Origin of the sequence: Cellulosimicrobium marinum (assembly GCF_020551945.1) — a bacterium.
In the GTDB taxonomy this organism is placed as follows: Bacteria; Actinomycetota; Actinomycetes; order Actinomycetales; family Cellulomonadaceae; genus Cellulosimicrobium; species Cellulosimicrobium marinum.
Window position 1 is genome coordinate 307,847 of the sequence record NZ_JAJBZH010000003.1, and the last position, 24,935, is coordinate 332,781.

Below are 24,935 nucleotides of genomic sequence, written 5' to 3' on the forward strand. Positions count from 1 at the left end.
CGCGCGCGGGCCCCCTGCTTCCCGCGTGACGTGCGCGACGTGTGGGGCGCGTCACCGCGCGACCTCGACCCGGGGCCCTGCGCGACGCGGCTCTCCGCCGGGGGGCGGCTTCTCGTCCTTTCGGCCGGTCCGCGACGCGGCGTCGGTCCCTAGGCTGGGGGACGTGATCGGAACGGTCGTGCGCTCGGTCTGGGACGAGCCGCGCGTCGCGGACCCGCCCGGGCGGACGTGGCGCGACGGGGCGCTGGTGGGCGTGGTGATGGTGGCCGCGGTGCTCGAAGGGATCCTGCGCGACGACGTCGCGTGGTGGCCGGTCGTGACCGTCGCGGCCGTCGCGCTCGCCCCGGTGCTGCTGTGGCGGCGCACCCACCCGCTGGTCTGCGTCGCCGTGGGCTTCGGGGCGAGCACGACGCTGGGGCTGCTGGGCGCGCTGGCGGGGGTCCCCGACGTGGGCCTCGACACGATGGTGTTCCTCCTGGTGCTCGTCCACGCGCTGGTCCGGTGGGGCTCGGGACGACAGGTCGTGGTCGGGCTCGCCGTGGTGGCGGTCGCGGCGACGGTCGGCACCGCGACCGCCGACACCGCACCGGCGGAGCTGCTGGGCGGGCTCGCCGTCCTGGTCGCGGCAGCGGCAGCCGGTGCGGCGGCCCGCTACCGCGCCGAGAGTCGCCGTCGGGCGCTCGACCAGGTCCGGGACCAGGAGCGCGTGCACCTCGCCCGCGAGCTCCACGACTCGGTCGCCCACCACGTCTCGGCCATCACCCTCCAGGCGCAGGCCGGCCGGGCCGTGGCCGGGCAGCGACCGGGAGGGGCGCTCGACGCGCTGGCCCGTATCGAGGAGGAGGCGACGCGGACCTTGGCGGAGATGCGGGCGATGGTCCGCGTCCTGCGCGACCGGGGGCCGGCGGACCACGGTCCCCAGCCCGGCATCGCCGACCTGGTGCCGCTCGCCCGCCGCGCCCCCGACCCCGTGGTCGACGTCGACCTGGCCGACGACCTGGACGGGGTGCAGCCCCAGGTCTCCGCGGCGGTGTACCGGATCGCCGTGGAGGCGCTCACCAACGCGCTGCGGCACGCCCGGGACGCGTCGCGCGTCGAGATCACGGTCACCGAGGACGCGGGCCGGGTATGCCTCCGCGTGGTCGACGACGGCCGGACCACCTCGGCGCAACCGGCTCCACAGGGCTTCGGTCTGCTGGGGATGACCGAGCGCGCGCGGCTGCTCGGCGGCACGCTGCGCTCCGGGCCGACGCCCGGGGGCGGGTGGGCGGTCGACGCCGAGCTGCCGACGGAGGCGCCCCGATGACCGTGCGCGTGCTCGTCGCCGACGACCAGGACCTCGTGCGCACCGGCCTCGCGATGATCCTCGACGCCCAGCCCGACGTCGAGGTCGTCGGCGAGGCCGCCGACGGGAGGGTCGCCGTCGACCTCGCGCGACGGCTCCGGCCCGACGTGTGCCTGGTCGACGTCCGCATGCCCGGGCTGGACGGCATCGAGGTGACCGAGAGGCTCGCAGGCCGGGACGTCGCGGACCCGATCGCGGTCGTGGTGATCACGACGTTCGACCTGGACGAGTACGTCCACGGAGCGCTGCGCGCCGGCGCCCGCGGGTTCCTCCTCAAGGACGCCGGTCCGGACCTCCTGCTGCAGGCCGTCCGCGCCGCCGCCGACGGCGACGCCCTGATCGCGCCCAACGTCACCCGGCGGCTGCTGGCGACCCTCGCCGCGGGGGCCTCGCCGACGCGCCGCGCCCAGCCGGTCGAGCCCCTCACCCCGCGTGAGGAGGAGGTGCTCCGGCTCGTCGCCGTCGGCCGCACGAACCCCGAGATCGCCGGCGAGCTCTTCATCAGCCTCACCACCGCCAAGACCCACGTCGCGAGCCTGCTCACCAAGCTCGGCGCGCGGAACAGGGTCGAGATCGCCATGTGGGCCTACGACACCGGCAGGGTCGGGCCCTAGGGAGCCGAGCCCGCACTCCCCCGTCCGTCCGCCCCCGGTCGCGATGCCCGACGTCGACGGCCACCCGACAGCAGGAGGGACGGGCCGTCCCTTCGGCCGAGCGGACTCCGACCCCTCGGACGGTGTGCCCGACGCCGGGCCCCGGCCATCGTGGAACCGCCGACACCCACCACGACCGACGGAGACGACGATGAGACCGCACCGCACCACCGGCCCGCTCGACGACCAGCCCCTGCCCGTACGCGCCACGCTCGTCGCAGCCTGGACGGGCGTGATGTTCCTGTACGCGTACGTGGACATCGTCGCGTTCTTCAAACCCGGCGTCGTCGACGGCATCCTCGCGGGCACGGTCTGGGAGTTCGACGTCAGCCAGTCCCTGCTGACCACGTTCGTCGCGCTCATGGCCGTCCCGATCCTCATGATCGTGCTGTCGGCGACGCTACCCGCACGCGCGAACCGGACGACCAACCTCGTCGTGGCCGCCGTGCAGGTCCCCTACGCCCTGTTCAACGTGGTGGGCGAGACCTGGGTTTACTTCTACGGCCTGGGCGTGGTGCTGGAGCTCGTCCTCCTCGCCCTCGTCCTGCGGACCGCCTGGACCTGGCCCCGCGCCGCGGTGTCGGAACGTCGGGCGCCGGCGTCACCGGTCGCCCTCCCGCAATGACGAATGGCCGGACCTTCGTGCTGAAGGTCCGGCCATCCGATGTCCGAGGACATTCGTAGCGGGGGCAGGATTTGAACCTGCGACCTCTGGGTTATGAGCCCAGCGAGCTACCGAGCTGCTCCACCCCGCGTCGGTGATCACTACTCTACGCACAACCCGGCGACCCGGCCAAATCGCTCCGCGGAGACGTGCGTCACGCCCGGTCCTGCGACGACGGACGGGCGGGACCACGGTGCGTGGTCCCGCCCGTCCGGGCCGTGCAGAGGCGTCAGCCGCCCTACGGCGTGGAGTCGAGCTCCTGCTCGGCGGCGAGGGCCGACTCGAGCGCCGACTGCAGGCGCTCCTGCGACTCGCCGTACGCCGCGAAGTCACCTTCCGCGAGCGCCGCCTGGCCGTCCTCGATGGCCTGCTGCGCGGCGCTGAGCGCCTGGTCGAGCCGGGCCCGCGCCTCGCCGTTGACCGTGCCGTCCGACGGCGCGGAGGTCTCGCCGTCCGTCGGCTCCTCCGTCTCGGTGTCCTCGCCCGTCCCGGGCTCGGTGGGCGCCGGGGTCTCGCCGTCGGCCGGCTGGTCGGGCACCTCGGTGTCCACGCCGCCGTCGGCGTCGCCGGCGCTCGCGCCGGAGTCTCCGCCGAACACCTGGTCGAGCGCCTCGTCGAGCGTGTCGGCGAAGCCGACCTCGTCGCCGAACGACACGAGGACCTTGCGCAGCAGCGGGAACTGGGTGCCCTGCGTCGACTGCACGTAGACCGGCTGCACGTACAGCAGACCGCCGCCTACGGGGAGGGTGAGCAGGTTGCCGTTGATCACGCTCGAGTCGCCCTGACGCAGCAGGTTGAGCTCGGTCGAGACCGTCGGGTTGGAGTCGAAGTTGTTCTGCACCTGGCCCGGGCCCGGCACGGTCGAGTTGCGCGGCAGCTCGAGCAGCCGCAGCGTGCCGTAGTCCTCCGAGCGCACCCCGTCCTCGTCGCCCGGCTCCGCGTCGACCGCGAGGAACCCGGTGAGGATGTTGCGGTCGCTCTGACCGCCCGGGATGAACGTTGACATGAGGGAGAACGTCGGGTCGTCCTGGCTCGGCATCTGCAGCGTGAGGTAGTACGGGGGCTGCAGCGGCGTGGTGCCCCCGGTCGTGGACGCCGTCGGGTCCTCCGGCGTGCGCCAGAAGTCCTGCTGGGAGAAGAACTGGCGCGCGTCGTCCACGTGGTACGCCGCGAGCAGGGTGCGCTGCACCTTGAACAGGTCCTCCGGGTACCGCAGGTGGCTCATGAGGTCGCCGCTGATCTCCGTGATCGGCTGCACCGAGCTCGGGAACACCTGCGTCCACGCCTGCAGCACCGGGTCCTCGGCGTCCCACGCGTACAGGTCGACGGAGCCGTCGTACGCGTCGACCGTCGCCTTGACGGAGTTGCGGATGTAGTTGACCTCCTGCGGGGCGAGAGCCTCGACCGAGTTCGCGGCGACGAGGGAGTCCGCCGTCGACTCGTCGAGCGACTCCGACGTGGAGTACGGGTACGCGTTGCTCGTGGTGTACCCGTCGACGATCCACTTGACGCGCCCGTCGACGACCGCCGGGTACACGCGCCCGTCGAGGGTGAGGTACGGCGCGACCTTCGCCACGCGGTCACGCGGGCTGCGGTCGTAGAGGATCTGCGAGTCCTCCGTCACGCGGTCGGAGAAGAGGATCTGCTCGGACCCGAACTTCAGCGCGTACAGCACCTTGTTCATGAACGACCCGACGCTCGGCCCGGCCGCGATGTCCTGCGTGGGGAACGTGTTGTTCACCTGGCCGCCCGACTCGTCGTCGGGGTAGTCCAGCTCCCAGGGGTCCGTGCCCTCGGGGGCGCCGACGATCGAGTACTGCGGCGCCTCGGGCGAGAAGTAGATGCGGGGCTCGTACCCGCCCGCGTCCGTGAACGCGCCCGTCGAGGGAATCGACCCCTCGTAGAACGCGGGGCGGCCGTCGGGGCCGATCTGGTTGCCGTAGGCCGCGACGACGCCGAACCCGTGGGTGTAGACGGTGTGGTCGTTGACCCAGTTGCGCGCGTCGGCGCCGAGGCCCTCCTGGTTGAGCTCGCGCACGGCGATGACCGTGTCGCGGCTCTCCTCGTCGATCGTGTAGCGGTCGACGGACAGCGAGTCGGAGAACTGGTAGTACTGCTTGTTCTGCTGGAGCTGGCTGAACGACGGGCTGACGATCTCCGGGTCGAGCAGGCGGATCGACGCGGTCGTGTCGGCATCCTCCCGCAGCGCGCCCGCCTCGGCCTGCGTGCTCGCGTTGTACGGCTCCGTCTGCACGTCGTCGATGCCGTACGCGGCCTTCGTCGCGTCGATGTTGCGCTGGATGTACGGCTCCTCGAAGTCCTGCGCGTTCGGCGTGACCTGGAAGCGCTGCACGACCGACGGGTAGATCCCGCCGATGGCGATCGCCGAGACGACCATGAGGCCCACGCCGATCGCGGGGAGGCGCCAGTCGCCGCGGACCGCGGTGACGACGAACAGCGCGGCGACGAGCAGCGCCACGACCGTGAGGATCGCCTTCGACGGGATGACGGCGTGCACGTCGGAGTACGACGCGCCGTCGAACCGGTCACCGGCGGACGTGAGGATCGAGTACCGGTCGAGCCAGTAGTTCGCGCCGATGAGCAGCATGAGGATCGCCGCCGTGACGGAGAGCTGCACGCGTGCCGCGGTCGTGGTGCGCGGCCCGGCGTCGGCGCCCCCGCCGATGCGCACGCCGCCGTACAGGTAGTGCGTGGCGAGCGCGGCGATGCCGGAGATGATGACGACCGCCATGAGGAAGCTCACGACGAAGCGCAGCATCGGGAGCGTGAAGACGTAGAACGACAGGTCGATGCCCCACTGCGGGTCGTTCGTCCCGAAGGGCACCGAGTTCAGCGCGAGCAGCACGGTCTGCCACTGGGACGCCGCGGCCGCGCCCGCGAAGAAGCCGACGAGCGCCGGCGCGACGATCATGACGACCTTGCGCAGCGGCTCGACCGCCTCGCGGTACTGGTCGAGCGTCGCCTGCTCGGGCGTCGACGGCGCGTAGATCGGCCGTGACCGGTAGGCGAGGGAGAACGACAGGAAGACGAGCCCGCCCATGACGAGGAACCCGGCGACGAACAGCGCGATGCGCGTGCCCCACTGCGTCCACAGCACGCTCTCGAAGTCGAGCTGGGTGAACCACAGGACCTCGGTCCAGAACTGGGCGAGCAGCAGGAGCAGGACCACGAGGACGCCGACGACGGCGATCGCGATCCCGATAGGACTCCGGCGCCGGGCGGGCCGCGCCCCGGAGGACGGCCGGCGGGGCGCTGCGGCGAATGACACGGTGCGTGTACCTCTTTGCGTCGAGACTCGGACGTGCTGGGCGGTCGGCCGTCGGTCGGCCGTCGGTCATCGCAGACGTGCCCACCGGGTCAACGCCTGCACGTCCTCCTAGGTTCCCACGTCCACGCGCCGGACGGGGTGGTCGGCACGGGCCTCTGCGACGATGGGCCCATGACCCGCCCCGACGACGCCCCGTCCGCCTCCTCCCCCGGCGACCCGGCGACCCCCGACGACCCGGCGACCCGGCCGCCCCTGCCCGCCGCGCAGCGCTCCCTCGCCCTGTCCGTGCACGAGATCGAGAACCACGCCGCGGACGCCGGCTGGGACGCCCCGCCCCGCCTGTTCGCGCTCGTGAGCACCGCCCGTGCGCTCGCGGAGGACCCGTCGCTCGCCGGGCGGCTCCCGGCCGACGTCGTCGCCGCAGCGGCCGCCGACCCGCACCACCTGCTCTCGGTGGAGCAGGAGGGGTTCGGCGTGGACGGCGACCTCGAGGAGGCGCTCGCGCGGGTCGCGTGGCCTGCGACGGTCGACGGCACCGCCCTCGTCGTCGAGCGCATCGTCCTGCCGCCCGCCGCCGAGGAGGGCGTGCCGGACGACCCCGAGGCCGCGCTCGACCACCTCGTGAACCACCCCGACCGGCAGGACGTGCGCGTCGCCGTCGGGGTGCTGCGCACGGGCGAGGCGTGGTGCGCCGTGCGCTCGCGCGCGCACGACACCTCCGCGGACGTCGCCTCCGGCCCGGACCTCGTCCCGGGACTCGTCGGCGGGCTGGCCGCGACGCTCGAGGACTGATCCTCAGCCCCGCGCCTCGCACGTGGGCAGGGTCGAGCCCTCCCCCGCGCCGATCGCCGTCATCGCCGCACGGGCGTCCGCGAGGGTCGACACCGCGGCGACCTGCAGGCCGTCCGGGACGTTGCCGACGACCTCGGGGCAGTTCTCCTGCGGCGCGAGGAACCACGTCGACCCGTCGCGCACCGCGCCGTACAGCTTCTGCTGGATGCCGCCGATCGGCCCGACGTCGCCCTCGACGCTCATGGTCCCCGTGCCCGCGATCGAGACGCCGTCCGCCTCGTCCTCGGGCGTGAGCTGGTCCACGATGCCGAGCGCGAACATCATCCCCGCGCTCGGGCCGCCGATGTCGTCGATCTGGATGGTGACGTCCACCGGGAAGTCGAACGCCGGGTCGATGAAGACCCCGAGCACGGCCGTGTCGCCGCCGTCGCTCGTCGTCACCGTGACGTCCGTGCGGTCCCCGTCCCGCACCACCCCCAGGGACACGTCGTCGCCCGGCGTCACCGCGGCGAGCCCGTCGATGAGGTCCTGGTACGTGGGCACGGGCGCGCCGTCGAGCGCCACGATGACGTCGCCCTCCTCGACCACGCCCGCCGCACCCGTGCCCGGGCTCGTGCCCTGCACGGTGAGCGTCGCCGGGACGTCGTACCCGAGCTCGGTGAGCGCGGCGACCGTCGCGTTCTCCTGCGAGGAGATCATCTCGGCCTGCCCCTGCTCCTCCGTCTCCTCCTTGGTCCGGTCGGCGGGGAACACCTCCTCCACGGGCCGCACGGACCGCGAGCCGTCGAACCATCCCTGCACGACCTGGGCGAGGTTCACCGGGTAGCCCGGCCCGCCCGCGACCGACACGGTCGTCAGGCGCAGCTCGCCCGTCGAGTCGTACGTCTGCGCGCCCGTGACCGAGATGAGCGGCGTCCCGTCCTGCGACCCGAGGGTGTCCTCGGTCGGCCCGGGCGAGCGCACCGCGTACGGCGCGGGGAGCACGGCGAGCCCCGCGACGAGCAGGGTCGTGGCGAGCAGGGAGATGCCGAAGGTCACGGACCGGCGGGTGACGGGCGGGGCCTCGTCCTCGGTGAGGAGGTCGTCGAAGGAGGGCGTGTCGCTCACCGGGCCATCATCCCCGAGATTCCTGGGACGGTGCTCCAGGTGCCCGACGCCGCCCGGTCGCCCGTCCTGGGCGCACCGGTCAGCGGCGGGGCCGGGCCTGGCGCCACACGGCCGCCGTGGCGACCACGGCGACGGCCGCCCCCGCCGCGCCCAGGGCCGCGGCGTCGCGGCCGCCGAAGCGGCGACCGCCCACCCCGACCCGCCCCCGGACCTGGTCCACGAGCACCTCGAGCGCGGCCGCGCTCGACCACGCGGGCGACCACCCGGCGTCGTGCAACCGCCGCGCGGTCACCGTCCACGGGTACACGACGAGGGCGAGGTCGCTCGCGGGCGACGGGAGCACGCCCACCCGGTGCAGGCGCTCGGCGACGCCGAACGCCGTGTGCGCGGGCAGCGACACCGTCCGCAGGCCTGCGACCGCGGCGACCGTCTCGGAGTCCAGCGTGTCCGGGGCGCCACCGCGCAGCGCCCCGGCCGTGAGGGCCCCCTCCAGGCGCTGCTCCAGGACGACCCGCACCGCCGCGACCAGGTCCTCCACGTGGAGGAGCTGCCACGTGCGGTCCCCGCCGCGCACCGTGAGCAGGCGCGGGGCCTCGAAGTGTCGGGTGAGGACCGTGTCGACGCCGGGCCCCACGAGGACCGCGGGGCGCACGACCGCGAACGGCACGGGGCCGCACGCGCCCCGGGCGGCCTCCTCCGCCGTGGCGAGGTCGGCCGCGAGGCCCGACGCCGCCGGGTCGACCGGGTCGTCGTCGTCCACGAGGCGGCCCGGGGCGGCGCCGTGCACCGCCGCCGACGTCACGAGGACGACGTGCTCCGCGCCGTGCGCGACCGCCGCGGCGACGACCCGCCGCACGTCGTCGGGGTCCGGTGCCGGCGGACCGAACTCGCCCGCCGGGACGACGAGCACGAGCCGACGCACCGCGTCCGTCCACGTCCCGTCCGAGCCGGGACGCGTCGTCGTGCCGCGTGCTCCCAGCCCGGAACGCACCGCCTCGGCGACCGCGCCCGCCCCCACCACGACCGTCTCGCCGGGCTCGTCGCCCGGACCGGGCCCGTCGGCGCTGCGCCGTGAGCGAACCGCACCCTCGGACATGGGCCTGCCCCCGTTCTGCGCGCGCGATCGTGGTTACGGTGAGTCCCGACGCTACCGTGAGGAGTCCCGGCATGAGCAGCCTTCCCCCCGACCGCACCCCCGGCCCCGACGACGAGGGGGCGGACCGCGGCTTCGAGGAGCTCCTGCGCTCGATGCTCGGCCCGGGCGCGGACGACGCGCTGCGCGAGTTGCGCGCCCGCGGGTTCGACCCGCAGGCGCTCGCCGCCACCGGGGGCGCCGCACCGGACCCGCAGCTCCTCCAGCACGTCATGGCCCAGGTGCAGCGCCTTCTCGCGACGCCGACCGACGGCCCCGTGAACACCGAGGTCGCGCACGACGTCGCGCGGCAGGTCTCCGTCGCCGAGGGCGACCCGTCCGTGACGGGCGCGCAGCAGCGCGACGTCGTCCAGGCCCTGTCCGTCGCCGAGCTGTGGCTCGACGCCGTGACCGACCTCCCGCCCGCCGGCGGGCGCAGCCACGCCTGGAGCCGGTCCGAGTGGGTCGAGGCGACCCTGCCGGCGTGGAACACGCTCGTCGCGCCGGTGGCGTCGTCCGTGGCCGACGCCCTCGCGACCGTGCTCCGCGACCAGCTCGGCGACCGGTTCGGGGACCTCTCCGGCCCCGAGGACGCCGCACCCGGCATCGGGTTCCGGCTCCCGGGCCTGCCCGACGGCGGGCCGGCGGGCGGGCTCGGAGGGCTGGGGAGCGACCCGACGGCCCTCATGCAGCGCCTCGGGTCCGCGGTGTTCGGCATGCAGATCGGCCAGGCCGCGGGCACGCTGTCGCGCGAGGTCTTCGGCGCGACCGACGTCGGGCTGCCGCTCCTCGACCGGCCCGCCACCGTCCTGGTGCCCGCCAACGTCGCCGCGTTCTCGGAGGGCCTCGACGCCCCCGCGGACGAGGTGCGCCTGTTCCTCGCGCTGCGCGAAGCCGCGCACGCCCGGCTCTTCACGCACGTCTCCTGGCTGCGCGGCCACCTCCTCGGCCTCGTCGACGCCTACGCGCGCGGCATCACCATCGACCTCGACGCGCTGGAGTCCGGGCTCGCCGACGTCGACCTCACCGACACCGGCGCGATCCAGGCCGCGTTGTCGGGCGGGGTCTTCGGCCTGCAGAACACGCCGGAGCAGCAGACGACCCTGCTCCGCCTCGAGACCACCCTCGCCCTCGTCGAGGGCTGGGTGGACGAGGTGACGGCGACCGCCGCGCTCCCCCACCTGCCGCACGCCGTGCCCCTGCGCGAGATGCTGCGCCGACGCCGCGCGGCCGGCGGCCCCGCCGAGCACACCTTCGCCTCGCTCGTCGGCCTCGAGCTGCGGCCCCGACGCTCGCGCGACGCCGCCGCGCTCTGGGCGCTCATCACCACGCGCTCCGGTCCGGCCGGCCGGGACGCCGTGTGGGACCACCCCGACCTGCTGCCCGGCGCGACCGACCTCGACGACCCCGCGGGCTACTCCGGCCGCCGCGACGCCGCACGCGAGGAGGTCGCCGACGTCGACAAGGCGCTGGAGGAGATCTTCCGGACCGCGGAGCCCGGCGACACCCCGCCCGAGAGCCCCGAGGGGCCGGACGTCAGGTGACCGCCGGCTCGTCGTCGGCGGGCTGGTCCTCGGAAGGCTCGTCGTCGGCGGGTTCGTCGGCCCCCGGCTCGTCGTCCGCCGGGGAGCCCGGCGCCGCCGCGTCGCGCGCGAACGAGTAGCCCTCGAGGAAGCCGCGCGCACGGTCGGTGCGCGGGTAGGCGTCGAGGAGCCGCCAGAACCCCGGCCCGTGCCCCGCGTGCAGCAGGTGCGCGAGCTCGTGCAGGAGCACGTAGTCGAGCACCCAGCCCGGCATCCCCCGCACCCGCGTCGAGATGCGGATCGAGCCGTCGATGAGCGTGCACGACCCCCACCGGCGGTCCTGGTTCTCCGCCCACCGGACGCTCGTGGGCCGTGCGCGGCCGTCGAGGTACTTCGCGGAGAGCTCGACGGCCCGACGCTCCAGCTCGTCGTCGGACGGGCGGCGGCGGCGTTCGGAGTCCGCGAGGCGGCCGAGCATGCGCTGCACCCACTCGCGCTCCTGCTCGCGCGTGAACCGCGCCGGGATCGCGACGATCGTCCGGTCGCCGTCGCGGTAGGCGCTCACGGTGCTCTTGCGCCGGCGGCTTCGCCGGACCTCCACGACCGTCTCTCGGACCACGCCACGACCGTAGTGGTTCTCGCCATGAAATGGCAGGGTCCACGCCGTGCGCCGCGGCACGGGCCCGGCGGTCGGCCGGGTCCGGGTCAAACGTTCACCAGCACACCGGCGCCGACCCGCCACGCGCGGGCCCGCTGGCGACACGGTCCCCGGGCCTGTGGACGACGCCCGCCGACACGTCGCGACGTGCGAGCCTGGCGTCCCGGCCGCCCGGCCGGTCGACCGACTGGAGCGTCCCGTGCCCCGACCGCGCGTCCTGCGCCCGTCCACCCCCGTCCTGCGCCGCGCCCCCGGCGAGGTGCAGCTCGGCACCGACCCGCGATGGGCGGTGCGGCTGGTCGGGCTCGCCGAGGAGGACGAACAGCTCGTCCTCGCCCTGGGCGCCGCGGCCGGCGCCGCGCGGCACCTCCCGGACCTGCCCACCGAGCGCGGCGCACGCCTGGAACGGCTCCTCGGGGACGCGAACGTGCTCGTCCCGCGCCCGGTACGGCGCGTCCGGAGCCCCGCACCCGGCGCCGGTGCCGCCGACCTGGCCGTGCTGGGGGCGCTGCGGCCCGACGGCGCCGGGCACCGCACGCTCGCGACGCGCGCGCGGTCCACCGTCGCCGTCGTGGGGCTCGGCAGGATCGGCGCCACGGTCGCGGTGACGCTCGCGAGCGCCGGCGTCGGGGCCGTGACCCTCCACGACCCCGCGCCCGTCCTCGTCACCGACGTCGGCGCCGGACCGTACCGCCTGCGGGACGTCGGCACTCCCCGCGAACGTGCCCTCGCGCGCACGGTCGCGGAGGTCTCCCCCGACGTCAGGACGGCTGCGGGGACGGGGACGAGTGCGGGAGCAGGACCGGGCTCGGCGGACGCGACGGGGACCGTGACCGGGTCGGGGACGGGGACGGGCGGGAGCGGGGTCGAGCCGCCGGACGTCGTCGTGGTCGTCGAGCACGGGTGCGCCGACCCGCAGCGCGTGCGCGAGCTCGTCGGGGACGGCGTGGCGCACCTGTCGGTCGTGGTCCGGGAGGCGGACGTCGTCGTCGGCCCGTTCGTCCGTCCCGGGACCGACCCGTGCCTCACGTGCGCGGACCTCGCCCGCGCCGAGGTGGACCCGTGCTGGCCGCAGGTCGCCCGGCAGCTGCGCGAGCAGGCGGGTGCCGGGAGCGAGGAGTCCGTCCTCGCGGCCGTCGCGGGCGCGGTCGCCGCGGGTCAGGTGCTCGCGGCGCTCGACGGGTCGACGCCGCGGACGTGCGGCGCGTTCCTCGAGGTCCCGGCCCCGGACGGCGTTCCGCGGGTGCGCGACCTCGACCGGCACCCGCGCTGCGGGTGCGGCGGGCTGACCACCGCACCCCCGGACGGGACGCGCCTCGTCCGAGGGGTGCGGCGGTCAGGCGGCGGTGGCTGAGGCGTCGGCCTGCTGCCGGGCCTCCTCCTCCTGGCGGGCGAGCACCTCGGCCTTGCTCGGGCGGCCGCGGCCCCGCTTGCGGGCGACGACGACGCCGTCCACGAAGACCTCGCCGCCCCAGACGCCCCAGGGCTCGCGACGGTCCACGGCCCCGGCGAGGCAACCCTCGACGAGCGGGCACGTGCGGCACAGCGCCTTGGCCTGCTCGACCTCGGCGGTGCGCTCCGCGAACCACAGCTCGGGGTCGTTGCTGCGGCACGGCAGGAGACCGGCCAGGAGCCGGTCGAACTCGGCGGCGTCGTTCGCCCCCAGCGGGGCGGCGGTCGGTCGATGAGGTGGGTGGGGTGCCCAGGGGCCGGATCCGCCCTGGGCCGTGATGTTGTCGAGCAGCGCGGTGAGCCGCACGATGTCCTCCAGTGATGTCCTGTCGTGGGTGTGAACGTCGTCGTCACAGGACCCTGAGGACAGCGGTCCCGTCCGGTGGACGGGAATCGCGGGTGATCCTCATCGACAGTCGTGCTCCGGGAGGAACACGAAGGCCGCGGGTCCGAGAGGGACTCCGCGGCCTGGGAGGCGCCGGTCGGTCAGACCGGAGACGTCCTGGAGGCGGAGTCGGGAGCGGGGCGGGTGACGAAGGTGCCGCCGCCATGTGCGGCTGCACGCGGACGGAGCCCTCCTGGCGTGCCCGCGTTCGCGGTCGCGAGATCCAGCAGGTGCACCATGGCGATCTGGTTCTTCATCAGCTCTCCCACCCCCTCTCTCCGTCGGGAGCCCGCCTCTCGGCGCGCCCCTCTCCATCAGGACTCGTCGACCATATGCCGCCCCGGGAAGGGCGCACAACTTATTTCCGAGATTTCTTTCGAGAAGTTCTCGGCGGCGCCGTCAGCCGTCCGCGCGGGCCACGATCTCGAGGAGCGTGGCGCCGTAGCGCTCGATCTTCGCGGGCCCCAGGCCGTTGATGCGCGCGAGCTCCGCGACGGTGCTCGGCCGGGTCTCCGCAACCGCGGCGAGCGTCGCGTCCACGAGCACCGTGAACGCCGGCTTGTCCGTCTCCTGCGCCACCTGGAGCCGCCACTCGCGCAGCCGGTCGAAGAGCGCGCGGTCGTACTCGCCCGTGAGCTGCACCCGTGCCTGGCCCGAGCGAGCGCGCCGGCCCCGCGGCGCGGCCGGGTCGTCCGGCCACAGCCCGTCCAGGAAGCGCGTCCGACGCCGCGTGGCCCGCCCGCCCGGGTTCCGCGAGCGCGCGAACGACACCTCCAGGTGCTCGCGCGCACGGGTGATCCCGACGTACAGCAGCCGACGCTCCTCGGCGACGGCCTCGTCCGTCTCCGCCAGCGAGATCGGCATGAGGCCCTCGCTCATCCCCGCGAGGAACACCGCGTCCCACTCCAGGCCCTTCGCGGCGTGCAGCGACGCGAGCGTCACGCCCTCGACCGTCGGCGCGTGCTGCGCGGCGGACCGCTCCTCCAGCTCCGCGACGAAGGACGCCACCGACGGCGGCTCCCCGCCCGCGGACGCGGCGAACGCGGCGAGGTCGTCCGCGAGCGCCACGAGGGCCTGCATCGACTCCCAGCGCTCGCGGGCGGCGCCCCGGGCGGCCGGGGGCTGCGGCGCCCAGCCCGCGGCGGCCAGCACGTCGCGCACGGAGTCCGCCATCGGCACCTCCGGGTCGGCGGACCGCGCGGCGCCGCGCAGCAGCACGACGGCGTCCCGCACCTCCTTGCGCTGGAAGAACCGTTCCCCGCCGCGTACGAGGTACCCGACGCCCGCGTCGGCGAGCGCGGCCTCGAACGCCTCGGACTGCGCGTTGGTGCGGTAGAGCACGGCGATCTCGCTCGCGCGGGTGCCCGCGGCGAGGAGCCGCCCGACGCGTGCGGCGATCCCCGCCGCCTCGGCCTCGTCGTCGTCGTACGCGGTGTAGGACACGGGAGGGCCGGCGGGGCGCTGGGCCACGAGCTCGAGGGCCTGGTGGGCGCCGCCCGCCCGGCCCGCCCGGGCGAGGAGCTGGTTGGCGAGGTGGACCACCTGCGGCGTGGAGCGGTAGTCGCGCACGAGCCGGACGACCGTCGCGCCGGGATGGGTGCGGGAGAACGTGAGGAGGTGGTGCGGCGTCGCGCCCGTGAAGGAGTAGATGGTCTGGGACGGGTCGCCGACGACGCACAGCTCGTCGCGCCCGCCCAGCCACTGGTCGAGGACGAACTGCTGGAGCGGGGAGACGTCCTGGTACTCGTCGACGACGAAGTGGCGGTACTGGCGGCGGACCTGGTCGGCGACCGCACCCTGCGTGGCGAGCATGTCGCCGAGCATGAGGAGCACGTCCTCGAAGTCGATGACGGAGCGTTCCGTCTTGACGTCCTCGTAGGCCGAGATGAGACGGGCCACGGTCTGGTGGTCGTACCCGGCGGGCGCGTCGCGGCCGATCGCGTCGCAGGCGCGCACGTAGTCGTCGGCCGTGACGAGCGAGACCTTCGCCCACTCCACCTCCGACGACAGGTCCCGCACCGCGACGCGGTCGACGCCCACCCCGAGCCGTCGGGCCGCCTCGGCGACCGCGGAGGCCTTGTGCTCGAGGATGCGGGGCGGCGCGCCGCCCACGACCTTCGGCCAGAAGTACCCGAGCTGGCGCAGCGCAGCCGCGTGGAACGTGCGGGCCTGCACGCCCGTCGCCCCGAGCTCGCGCAGCCGCGTGCGCATCTCCCCCGCGGCCCGCGCCGTGAACGTCACGGCGAGGACCGACGTCGGGCTGTACGCCCCGGTGCGCACGCCGTAGGCGATGCGGTGGGTGATCGCGCGCGTCTTGCCCGTGCCCGCGCCCGCGAGGACGCAGACCGGTCCGCGCAGCGCGAGGGCCACGTCGCGCTGGTCGGGGTCGAGCGCGTCGAGGATCGCGTCGGCGCTCGGGAGGACGGCGGGGCCCGGGGCGGTCGGTGCGGAAGACATCACCGGCGATTGTCGCAGCCGCCGCCGACACCGGTCGCACGGAGCCGTCCGGGAACACCGGGACGGTCCGCGACGTTGTCCCGACCGCACGACCCCGCACCACCCGCACCACCCGCGCACCCGCACCATCCGAACCGCAGCCCGACCCGAGGAGACGCACCGCGATGCCGACCGCCCCGACCACCCCCGCCGCAGGCTCCGTCGTCATGTACTCGACGAGCTGGTGCGGCTACTGCCGCCGGCTCAAGACGCAGCTCGAGTCCGAGGGCATCGGGTACACCGAGGTGAACATCGAGGAGCACCCCGAGACGGCCGCGTTCGTCGAGGAGGTCAACGGGGGGAACCAGACCGTCCCGACCGTCGTGTTCCCCGACGGCTCCGCCGCGACCAACCCGTCCCTCGCCGAGGTCAAGCAGCGCCTCGCGGCCTGACCTCCCGCACCAGCACCTCCCGTGTCGGTGCCTCCCGCACCGGCACCTCCCGCACCGGCACCTCCCGCACCGGTCACACGCCGGGGAGCTCCCCGCCGAACCAGTCCTCCACGAGGGACCGCGCGATCGACCCGCGGCCCGGCAGCAGGACCTCCCCGGCGTCCACCGCCCGCCGCAGCGCCGCGCGGGTGAACCAGCGCGCGTCGGTGAGCTCCACGCCGTCGGGCCGCAGGTCGGTCGTGAGCGCCCGGGCGACGAACCCGAGCATGAGGGACGCGGGGAAGGGCCACGGCTGGCTGCCCCGGTAGGCGACCTCGCCCACCTCGACCCCCACCTCCTCGCGGACCTCGCGCCGCACCGCGTGCTCCAGCGACTCGCCCGGCTCGACGTAGCCCGCGAGGGTGGAGAAGCGGCGGTCCGGCCAGTGCGCCGCGTGCCCGAGCAGGAGCCGCTCGTCCTCCGGGTCCTCGGCCTCGTGCACGACGGCCATGATCACGGCCGGGTCGGTGCGCGGGTACAGCTCGACACCCTGCGCGGGGCACCGGCGCGTCCACCCGGCCGAGCCGACGACGGTCGGCTCCCCGCACCGCGGGCACCGCTCGTGCGCGGCGTGCCACGCGGCGAGCGCCACGGCCTCCGTCGCGAGCGACGCCGGGGCGGGCGCGAGCACCGCCGTGAGCTCGCGCAGCCCCGACCACGCGTGCGAGCGCGCGAGGACCGCGAGCGGGTCCGCGGGGTCGACGCCCTCGATGTCGACCTCCTCCGCGTCGGCGTCGTCCGGCAGGACGAGCGCCAGGTAGGACGCCGGCCGCGCCCCCGCGGCCGGGACGTCCTCGCCGAGGAAGAGCCACCGGTGGCGCCCCTGCCCCTCGTACCGCTCCTGCCCCTCGTACCCCGCACGCGGCTCGTGCCCGTCGTGTCCCAGGCCCTCCAGCGACGGCCCCGGGAGCAGCGCCAGGCCGCCGCCGGGGTCCACCGCGAGCCGCCCTCGGTGCACCAGCAGGACCCGCGTCGCGGGTTCCGCGAGGAGCCTCCGGACCAGGTCGGGCTCGGTGCGGCGGTGCGCCGCCCGGTCCACCGGGGCGGCGTCGAGCGGCTGGGGCAACGGGGTCGGCAGGGGAACGGTGCTCACGCACCGACCGTAGGCGACGGCGGGGCCGTCGGCGACGGTGCGACGGCGTGGGTCCCGCCGCGGGGTCACCGCGCCGACTACCGTGGTCGGGTGCCCCGCTCAGCGCTGACCCTCGCCGCCCTCGCGACCGCGGCCGTACCCGGCCTCGACGCGCGGACGGCACGACCCGTCGAGGACCCGGGCGACTACGACACCGCGGTCGTCACGGACGCCGACGGCACGCGCTGGACGGTCCGCGCACCCCGCACCCTCCAGGCCGGGGCGGCGCTCGAGGCCGAGACCGAGCTCCTCGCGTCGCTCCAGCACTTCGCCGAGTCCGGCGTGCTGTCGTTCACCGTGCCGCGCGTGAGCGGCACCGCCGTCCTGCCCGAGGGCGGGCGCGCCGTCGTGCACCGAACCGTGGAGGGCGTCCCGCTCGACGTCGACGCCCTGACACCCGGCCCCGGGCTCGCCGCCGACCTCGGTCGCGTCGTGGCGTCGGTCCACGAGCTCCCCCGCGCGATCGTCGACGACGCCGGGCTGCCGTCCTACGACGCCGAGGAGTACCGGCAGCGCCGCATGGCCGAGCTCGACGAGGCCGCGGCCACCGGGAAGGTCCCCACGGCGCTGCTGCGCCGCTGGGAGAAGGCCCTGGAGGACGTCGCGCTGTGGCGCTTTCGACCGGTCGTCGTGCACGGCGACCTCGGGCCCGAGCAGGTGCTCGTCACGCGCGGTCGCGTCACGGCCGTGACCGGGTGGTCCGACGCGCGGGTCGCCGACCCCGCGGACGACCTCGCCTGGCTCCTCGTGTCCGCACCGCCGGAGGCCGTCGACTCCGTCATGGAGGCGTACCAGCTGCGCCGGACCGAGCTCACCGACTCCCACCTCGCCGACCGGGCGCTGCTCGTGGGCGAGCTCGCCGTCGCCCGGTGGCTCCTGCACGGCGTCCGCCACGGTCTCGACGACGTCGTCGCCGACGCCCTCGACATGCTCGCCGACCTCGAGGACGCCACCCGCGCGGACGACCAGGACTGAGGGGCCCCACCTCCCGCGCGGCCCCGCTCCCGAGGCGCCCGCCTCAGCCGCGCAGCAACGCCTCGATCTCCGCCTCGTCGAGCAGGCGCTCGGGCCGGACCGTCTCGTCGGACGCCACGTGGTAGAACGCCGCGTTCACCTTCTCCAGCGGTAGGCCGGACCATCGCGACCACGCGAGCCGGTACACGGCGAGCTGGACCTCCCGGTGACGGCGCGCCGTCGGGTCCGACGGCGCCCGGCCCGTCTTCCAGTCGACCACCACGACGGCGTCGTCCGCGCCGCCGGCGTCCTGCGGCAGCTCGGGGAACACCGCGTCGATCCGCGAGCGCAGGACCGTGCCGCCCACGGGCGTCTCGACGTCGACCTCGACCGCGAGGGGCGTCCGCGCGGCCCACGACGACGCGAGGAACCGACGCCGCAGCGCGTCGAGGTCCAGGTCCGGGTCGAGGCCCGAGTCGTCCGCGCCCGGCAGGTCCTCCACGTCGAGCAGCGACGCGCTCGTGAAGTAGCGCTCCGCCCACAGGTGGAAGCTCGTCCCGCGCCGCGCGTGCACGGTCGGCTCGCTCGGCACCGGCCGGCGCAGGTGCAGCGCGAACTCCTCGCGGTCGCTCGCGAGCCGGACCAGGCCCGACGCCGAGAGGTGGGGCGGCAGCGCGACGGCGCCGCCGGTGCGGTCGGCCCGCTCCGCGAGCAGCACGCGCGCGGTCGCGACGAGGTCGCGCCCGTCCTCGTCGTGCAGGTGCCCCTCGGGCGCGGTGAGGAGGGCGGGCCCACCGGTGTCGTCGGCGACCGACGTGCCGACCCGCGCGGCGGCGCGCTCGGCCGCGGCACGCCCGACCCGCTCCGCCGTCGCCCGCAGCACCGCGCGGGCGCTGCCCGGCGCCGCGTCGTCGGGCGCCGGCCACGTGGCCGTGACCTCGACGTCCTCCAGCGGGTTCGTCGCGCCCGCCTCCGGCGGGGCCGCCCACCCGTCCGTGCGCACCGCCCCCGCCTCGACCAGCTCCAGGAGGAACGGGGACAGCGCGCGCGGCGTCGACCCCGTCTGCCACCACGACGCGCTGAGGAACAGCTCGTGGCGCGCCCGCGTGAACGCGACGTACGCGAGGCGCCGCTCCTCCGCGAGCAGGTGCTCCCCGCACGCCTGGCGGAACTCGTCCCGGCGTGCCACGAGGTCCTTGGTGTCGCCCGCGAGGTCGTAGCGGAACGCGGGCAGGTCCGCCGCGTCACCGCGCAGCGGGTACGGCAGCTGCGAGACGTCCGTGAGCCACCCGCTGTCCGCCCGCGTGCCGGACGCCGAGCGCGCCACGGTCGGGAACACCCCGTCCACGAGGCCCGGCACCGCGACCACGTCCCACTCCAGGCCCTTCGCGGCGTGCGCCGTGACGACCTGCACGGCGTCCGGGTCCGGCTCCCGCACCGGCAGGTCGAGCCCGTTCTCGCGCGACGCCGCGACGCCGAGCCACGCGAGGAACGCGCCCAGGGTCGCGACGTCCGCCGTCTGGGCGAACGTCGCCGCGACGTCGCGGAACGCGTCGAGGTGCTCGCGGGCACGGTCGCTCACCGCGTCCGGGTCCACGACGCGGCCGGGCGCGAGCAGGGACGCCGTCGTGACGGCCTCGACGTCGAGGCCGAGAGCCCGTTCGGCCTCCACGACCAGCTCGGGCAGGGACAGGTACGTCAGGCTGCGCAGCGCGCGCAGCGTCCCCGCCAGCACGCCGAGGCGGTTCCGCGCGGCCGGGCTGAGGACCCGGCCGTCGGTCGCCGCGGCACCCGGCTCGGGAAGGTCGTCGAGCGCGTCCACGACCGACCGGTGGTCCACGACGTCGCCCTCCACGACCGCGGACGCCGCGCCGTGCGGGCGACCCGACGGACCGCCGTCGCGCCGCGCGAGGTCGGCCGCGTGCGACCCGAGCGCGTGCAGGTCCGCCGCCCCGAGGTTCACCCGCGGGCCGGTGAGGAGACGGACGAGCGCGTCACCGCGCGAGGGGTCGTGCACGGCCTCCAGCAGCGAGACGACGTCCACGATCTCCGGCGTGGTGAGCAGCCCGCCGAGGCCCACGACCTCCACGGGCAGGCCGCGGCGCCGCAACGCCACCTCGATCGCGGGGAACTGGCTCCGCTTGCGGCACAGCACCGCGGCCGTGACACGCCCGCCGGGGGCCCCCGCCGGGCGCCAGCGGCTCGCGACGAGCTCGGCGACCGCCGCCGCCTCCTCCTCGGCCGTCGTCGCCACGTGCGCGCGCACGACACCCGGCCCCGCGTCCTGGCGCAGCGCGAGCGGCGGCACGACGACCGACGTGCCCGTGCCCGGCTCCCGCAACGGCGCGGACGTCACGTTCGCCGCGTCGAGCACGGCGGCGTCGTTGCGCCACGACGTCGACAGCAGGTGCACGGCGGACCGTCCGCCGTCGCGGTGGTGGAACCGCTCCGGGAAGCGCGCGAGCCCGCCGGCGCTCGCGCCGCGCCAGCCGTAGATCGACTGGTGGGGGTCGCCCACGGCCGTGACGGGGTGCCCGTCGCCGAACAGCCCCGCGAGGAGCTCGACCTGCGCGTGCGACGTGTCCTGGTACTCGTCGAGCAGGACGACGCGGTACCGCGACCGCTCCGTCGTCCCGACCACCGGGACCTCCCGCGCGAGCCGCGCCGCGAGCGCCACCTGGTCGCCGAAGTCCAGGGAGTCCGTCGCACGCTTGCGACGGCGGTACTCCGCCACGACGTCGAGCAACCGGACGCGTTCCGCGACGTCGCCGACGAGCTTCGTGACCTCCTTCGTCCGCGCCCGTTGCCGCGGCCCGAGGGGCAGCCCGTCGAGCGTGGCGACGATGTCCGCGAGCCGCTCGCGCGCGGCGTCGGGCTCCAGGAGGTGCTCGCCGAGCGCCCCGGACAGGCCGAGGACGGCCGCGACGACGGTGCTCACCGCCCGGTCGGTCCCGAGGTCGTCGTCCCAGCTCTCGACGACCTCCGACGCGAGCTGCCACTGCTGCGCCTCGCCGAGCAGCCGCGCCCCGGGCTCGACGCCGACGCGCAGCCCGTGGTCCGCGACGAGCGAGGCGGCGTAGGCGTTGTACGTCGCGACGGTGGGCCGGTCGAGGAGGGACAGCGCGGACGCCGCGGTGCCGCGCGCCCGCGCGAGCTGGGCGAGACGGACCTGCACGCGCTCGGCGAGCTCGCCCGCGGCCTTGCGCGTGAACGTCAGGCCGAGCACCGCGTCGGGCGCCACGAGCCCGTTGGCGATGAGCCACACGACGCGCGCGGCCATCGTCTCCGTCTTGCCCGACCCGGCGCCCGCGACGACGAGCGCGGGCTCGAGCGGCGCCTCGATGACGGCGACCTGCTCCGTCGTGGGCCGCGGGCGTCCCAGGAGGTCCGCGATCTGCGTCGCGGAAAGCCGGGGCGTCCCGGTGCCGGGTGCCCCACGCTCCCCCGCGGCACCGTCCCCGGCGGTGCCGGGCGACGCGACCGCGACCGGCCGCGGCCGCGGTGTCTCCGGCAGCTCGAACAGCTCCCCGCTCATGCGACGACCTTCCGTCCCTCGGGCTGCACCGGGCAGGACCGCCGCACGGGGCACACCTCGCACAGACCGTTCTGCCGCGCCGTGAAGGTCGCCGCGGACATCGTCCCGGCGGCGTCCTCGACGACGTCGCGCGCCCAGCTCGACCCGTCCGGCCCGGGGTCGAGGGCCGGCTGCGCGACGACCGCGTGGCCCACGTGGGTGCTCCCGACGTAGACCAGCTGGGCGCCGGCGCTGCGCGTGCCCTCCGGCAGGTCGAGACCGCCCTCCTCGACGGCGAGCTGGTACGCGCCGAGCTGCGGGTGCTCCGCCCCCTCGGCCTTCGTGGCCGTGCGCCGGCCCGTCTTGAGGTCGACGACGCGCACCGCGCCGTCCCCGGCGTCCTCGACCCGGTCGATCGTCCCGCGCAGGCGGGCGCGCCCGACCGTGACGTCGAACGACGGCTCGACGAGCAGCGCCTCGCCCGCCCCGGCAAGGTACTCCGCGAGCTTGACGACCATCCGGTCGGCGCGCCGCCGCAGCTGGCGCGAGGGCCACCCGTCGGGCAGCGCGAGCTCCGGCCAGCGCCGGTCGAGCTCCGCGCGCAGCTGCGCGAGCGAGCCGCCGGGGGCCGACTCGGCGATGGAGTGCACGAGCGTGCCGAGGTTCTGGTGCGCGGCGTCGGGGGCCGTGCCGCCCGCCGCCTCGAGCGACCACCGCAGCGGGCAGGTGGTGGCCGTCTCCACCTTCGACGGCGACACCGTGACGGTCTCCTCGGGGGCGCGCAGCGGCGTCGTGCTCGACACGCCGGCGACGCCGTACCAGGACTCCGGCCGCGCCTCGCGCACGTCGAGCGCGGCGAGGTCCGCGAGCAGGGCCGCCGCGGCCGTGGCCGCCGGGTCCTCGGTGTGCGTCGGCGCCGCGGAGGCGGGAGCAGCACCGGGTCCGGCCGTCGTGGGAGCCGAGCGCGCGGCGTCGGCGACGAGCACGGACCGGGCGGCGGCGACCACGCCGCGCAGGTCGAGCGGCGCGCCGACCCGCACACGACGGCGCACCCCGGCGGGAGCGCCGGACAGGCCGGACCCGCCGCCCGGCACGCCGTCGGGGTCCGGGTCCGGGCAGCCCGGCCCGTCCTGCGGTGGGACGACGAGGTCGCAGAACACCGACGGCACGTCCTCGGTGTCCTCCACGGCGGTGACGACGAGCCGGCGCGTCGCGCGCGACGTCGCCACGACGAACGCGCGCAGCTCGTCGGCGAGCACCTGCGCCCGCGCCTGCGGACCGACGCCGCGCGCGTCGTCGGTCCGGCCGGCGAGCAGCTCGACGAGCGCCTGGGAGCCCAGGAGCGAGTCGCGCAGGCGCAGGTCCGGCCAGACGCCGTCCTGGACGCCCGCGACGACGACGACGTCCCACTCCCCGCCCGCGGCGCCCGCCGGGGTGAGCGCCGCGACCGCCCCGGCGCCGCTCGCCCGCGCGGCGAGCGAGTCCGCGGGCAGGTCCTGGGACGCGAGGTAGTCGACGAACGCGGCGACCGGCGCACCGGGCATGCGGTCCACGAAGGTCTCCGCCGCCCGGAACAGCGCGAGCACGGCGTCCAGGTCGCGGTCGGCGCGCGCACCCGCGGGACCGCCGTCGAGCGCGGCACCGCGCCACCGCTCGGCCAGCCCGGTCGCGGCCCACACCGCCCAGAGCACCGTCTGCGCGGTCGCGCCCCGCTCGCCCGCCGCCTCCCGGCCGGCCGCGAGCGCGCGGGCGACCGCGACCGGCCCGCGACGCACCGTCGCGGGCAGCGTCGCCGCCCGCGCGGGGTCCGCGAGCACCTCGACGAGCAGCGCGTCGGAGGACCGGCCGCCGCCGCCGTCGAGCTCCTCGGCGCGCAGGGCGCGGCGCAGCCTGCGCAGCGTCACCACGTCGAGGCCACCGAGCGGGGACGTGAGCAGCAGCGCCGCCGTCGCCGGGTCGAGAGCGTCCTCGTCGGGCTCCGCGACGCTCACGCGGACCGCGGCGAGCAGGGGCGCGACCGCCGGCTCGTCCCGCAGCGGGACGTCCGAGCCCAGGAGCGTCACCGGCACCGAGGCGGCGACGAGCTCGCGCCGCAGCGCGGCCAGCCGCCCCCCGGACCGCGACACGACCGCCATCCGCTGCCACGGCGTCCCGTGCAGGAGGTGCTCCGCCCGCAGCTCGCGGGCCACGTACGCCGCCTCCTGCGCCGGTCCCGCGAGCACGGCGACCTCGACGGCCGGGGCGTCGCCGTCCCGCCCGGCGCCCGGGGCGGGGACGTCCTCGGCGTCGCCGGGGCGCGCGGCCGCACCGCGGTGCACCGCACCGGACAGCGTCCCGACCTGCTGGGAGACCCGCCGCGTGACGTCCCGCAGCGCCGCGGGCTGGCGCCACGCCGTCCCGAGCACGGCGACGCGCGCGTCGAGCTCGCCCCGACCCGGTGCACCCCGGCGGCGCGGGGCCGACGCCCGCCCGACGAGCCCGGGGCTCGCCCCCCGGAACCCCTGGACCGCGGAGTCCGGGTCGGCGAGCAGCACGAGCCGGGCGCCGTCGTCGGCAAGCACCTGCAGGAGGCGCGCCGTCGCGACCGTCGCCTCCTGGTAGTCGTCCACGACGACGAGGTCCCACCCGGGCCGCGGCACGTGCGGCACCTCGTCGGTCCACGCGAGGAGCGCCTCCGCGGCCTCGTCGACGACGACCGCCGGGTCGAGGCGCGCCCCGGCGTCCGGTGTGCTGCCGCGCAGGGCGGTGACGTCGAGGTACTCCCCGTACAGGGCGGCGCCCAGCAGCCACTCCGGCCGCTCGTGCCGGCGCCCGAGGTCCTCGAGGTCACCCGGCGTCAGACCACGCTCCGCGGCGCGCATGAGCAGGTCCCGCAGCTCCTGCCGCAGCCCGCGCAGGCCCAGGACCTCGGCGGGAAGACCGGGCGGAAGCTCCAGCCGCGCACCGCCCTCCGCGGCGTGCCCCTCCAGCAGCTCGGCGAGCACGAGGTCCTGCTCGGGCCCCGAGACGAGGGTCGGGGCGGGCTCCCCGAGTGCCGCCGCGCGCTCGCGCAGGACGGCGAACGCCGCCGACGCTGCCGTGCGGACCATGGGCGCGCCGACCGTCCGGCGCGCACGCGCCGACAGGCGGTCCCGTGCCGCCGCGGCGGCACGGCGCGACGCCGCGAGCAGGAGCACCCGGCCCGGGTCCGTCCCGCCGTCGAGGGCCGCGAGCACGACCTCCTGCGCGACGAGCGACTTGCCCGTGCCCGGAGCGCCGACGACGAGCGTCGCGCCGGGGTGCGACGCCGCCTCCACCGCGGCCCGCTGCGCGTCGTCGAGCACGACCGGGGCCTCGGTGTCGAGAGCCGGCACGACGAGACGGGGGGCAGCGGTCCGGAGCACCACGTGATCGAACCACGGGCCACCG

18 protein-coding genes and 1 tRNA gene are annotated in these 24,935 nt (G+C 76.2%); 8 read left to right on the top strand and 11 right to left on the bottom strand.

Annotation, left to right across the window (positions count from 1 at the left end; translation table 11 throughout):
- Window positions 1-163: 163 nt before the first annotated feature.
- From LGQ04_RS08595 to LGQ04_RS08605, 3 genes are all read left to right on the top strand, one after another.
- Entirely contained in the window at window positions 164-1,306 is a 1,143-nt protein-coding gene (locus tag LGQ04_RS08595) for a sensor histidine kinase (protein ID WP_229243282.1), read from the top strand.
- Window positions 1,303-1,959 (top strand): response regulator, encoded by a 657-nt coding sequence (locus LGQ04_RS08600; RefSeq protein ID WP_229243283.1) that lies wholly within the window; start codon window positions 1,303-1,305, stop codon window positions 1,957-1,959. The genes LGQ04_RS08595 and LGQ04_RS08600 overlap by 4 nt, the downstream gene beginning before the upstream one ends.
- Window positions 1,960-2,149: 190 nt before the next feature.
- On the top strand, window positions 2,150-2,623 hold the full coding sequence (locus LGQ04_RS08605; protein ID WP_229243284.1) for a DUF6326 family protein: 474 nt from the start codon (window positions 2,150-2,152) through the stop codon (window positions 2,621-2,623).
- Window positions 2,624-2,679: 56 nt separating this feature from the next.
- On the opposite strand, the gene LGQ04_RS08610 is transcribed toward LGQ04_RS08605, so the two are convergent.
- Window positions 2,680-2,753: transfer RNA gene (locus LGQ04_RS08610), tRNA-Met, on the bottom strand.
- Between the two features lie 147 nt (window positions 2,754-2,900).
- Window positions 2,901-5,951 (bottom strand): UPF0182 family membrane protein, encoded by a 3,051-nt coding sequence (locus LGQ04_RS08615; RefSeq protein WP_229243285.1) that lies wholly within the window; start codon window positions 5,949-5,951, stop codon window positions 2,901-2,903.
- 171 nt (window positions 5,952-6,122) lie between these two features.
- Between LGQ04_RS08615 and LGQ04_RS08620 the strand changes: the two genes are divergently transcribed.
- A complete protein-coding gene (locus LGQ04_RS08620) occupies window positions 6,123-6,743 on the top strand; it encodes a PPA1309 family protein (protein WP_229243286.1) in 621 nt (206 codons plus the stop codon).
- Window positions 6,744-6,746: 3 nt separating this feature from the next.
- Here the strand turns inward: LGQ04_RS08620 and LGQ04_RS08625 are convergent, their stop codons facing one another.
- Both LGQ04_RS08625 and LGQ04_RS08630 read right to left on the bottom strand, forming a co-directional pair.
- Window positions 6,747-7,850, bottom strand: coding sequence for a YlbL family protein (locus LGQ04_RS08625; protein ID WP_229243287.1), 1,104 nt, complete (start codon window positions 7,848-7,850; stop codon window positions 6,747-6,749).
- A 79-nt stretch (window positions 7,851-7,929) separates the two neighbouring features.
- A complete protein-coding gene (locus tag LGQ04_RS08630) occupies window positions 7,930-8,946 on the bottom strand; it encodes an NAD-dependent epimerase/dehydratase family protein (RefSeq protein WP_229243288.1) in 1,017 nt (338 codons plus the stop codon).
- 71 nt (window positions 8,947-9,017) lie between these two features.
- On the opposite strand from LGQ04_RS08630, the gene LGQ04_RS08635 reads away from it, so the two are divergent.
- Window positions 9,018-10,526, top strand: coding sequence for a zinc-dependent metalloprotease (locus tag LGQ04_RS08635; protein ID WP_229243289.1), 1,509 nt, complete (start codon window positions 9,018-9,020; stop codon window positions 10,524-10,526).
- Here LGQ04_RS08635 and LGQ04_RS08640 read toward each other — a convergent pair.
- Window positions 10,519-11,124 carry a YgjP-like metallopeptidase domain-containing protein gene (locus LGQ04_RS08640; protein ID WP_229243290.1) on the bottom strand — a complete coding sequence of 202 codons (606 nt, stop codon included), beginning with the start codon at window positions 11,122-11,124 and terminating at the stop codon, window positions 10,519-10,521. The genes LGQ04_RS08635 and LGQ04_RS08640 overlap by 8 nt on opposite strands.
- Before the next feature lie 238 nt (window positions 11,125-11,362).
- Here LGQ04_RS08640 and LGQ04_RS08645 point away from each other — a divergent pair, with 238 nt between their 5' ends.
- Entirely contained in the window at window positions 11,363-12,517 is a 1,155-nt protein-coding gene (locus tag LGQ04_RS08645; RefSeq protein ID WP_229243291.1) for a ThiF family adenylyltransferase, read from the top strand.
- Here the strand turns inward: LGQ04_RS08645 and LGQ04_RS08650 are convergent.
- From LGQ04_RS08650 to LGQ04_RS08660, 3 genes are all read right to left on the bottom strand, one after another.
- Window positions 12,500-12,922, bottom strand: coding sequence for a WhiB family transcriptional regulator (locus LGQ04_RS08650; protein WP_372470023.1), 423 nt, complete (start codon window positions 12,920-12,922; stop codon window positions 12,500-12,502). The two genes, LGQ04_RS08645 and LGQ04_RS08650, sit on opposite strands and share 18 nt — an antisense overlap.
- Window positions 12,923-13,101: 179 nt before the next feature.
- Entirely contained in the window at window positions 13,102-13,257 is a 156-nt protein-coding gene (locus LGQ04_RS08655; protein WP_229243292.1) for a hypothetical protein, read from the bottom strand.
- 142 nt (window positions 13,258-13,399) lie between these two features.
- Window positions 13,400-15,457, bottom strand: a complete 2,058-nt coding sequence (locus LGQ04_RS08660) for an ATP-dependent helicase (protein WP_229243293.1) — start codon at window positions 15,455-15,457, stop codon at window positions 13,400-13,402.
- Between the two features lie 164 nt (window positions 15,458-15,621).
- Here LGQ04_RS08660 and LGQ04_RS08665 point away from each other — a divergent pair, with 164 nt between their 5' ends.
- Window positions 15,622-15,888, top strand: a complete 267-nt coding sequence (locus tag LGQ04_RS08665) for a mycoredoxin (RefSeq protein ID WP_229243294.1) — start codon at window positions 15,622-15,624, stop codon at window positions 15,886-15,888.
- 73 nt (window positions 15,889-15,961) lie between these two features.
- On the opposite strand, the gene nudC is transcribed toward LGQ04_RS08665, so the two are convergent.
- Window positions 15,962-17,020, bottom strand: a complete 1,059-nt coding sequence (gene nudC / locus LGQ04_RS08670; RefSeq protein WP_229243295.1) for an NAD(+) diphosphatase — start codon at window positions 17,018-17,020, stop codon at window positions 15,962-15,964.
- Window positions 17,021-17,110: 90 nt separating this feature from the next.
- On the opposite strand from nudC, the gene LGQ04_RS08675 reads away from it, so the two are divergent.
- Window positions 17,111-18,034 carry a macrolide 2'-phosphotransferase gene (locus LGQ04_RS08675; RefSeq protein ID WP_229243296.1) on the top strand — a complete coding sequence of 308 codons (924 nt, stop codon included), beginning with the start codon at window positions 17,111-17,113 and terminating at the stop codon, window positions 18,032-18,034.
- Window positions 18,035-18,077: 43 nt separating this feature from the next.
- Here the strand turns inward: LGQ04_RS08675 and LGQ04_RS08680 are convergent, their stop codons facing one another.
- Entirely contained in the window at window positions 18,078-21,548 is a 3,471-nt protein-coding gene (locus LGQ04_RS08680; protein WP_229243297.1) for an ATP-dependent helicase, read from the bottom strand.
- The gene (locus tag LGQ04_RS08685) at window positions 21,545-24,910 is read right to left on the bottom strand and encodes a UrvD/REP family ATP-dependent DNA helicase (RefSeq protein WP_229243298.1); all 3,366 of its coding nucleotides are present in this window, start codon (window positions 24,908-24,910) and stop codon (window positions 21,545-21,547) included. Before LGQ04_RS08685 ends, LGQ04_RS08680 begins: the two co-directional genes overlap by 4 nt.
- Between the last annotated feature and the right edge of the window lie 25 nt (window positions 24,911-24,935).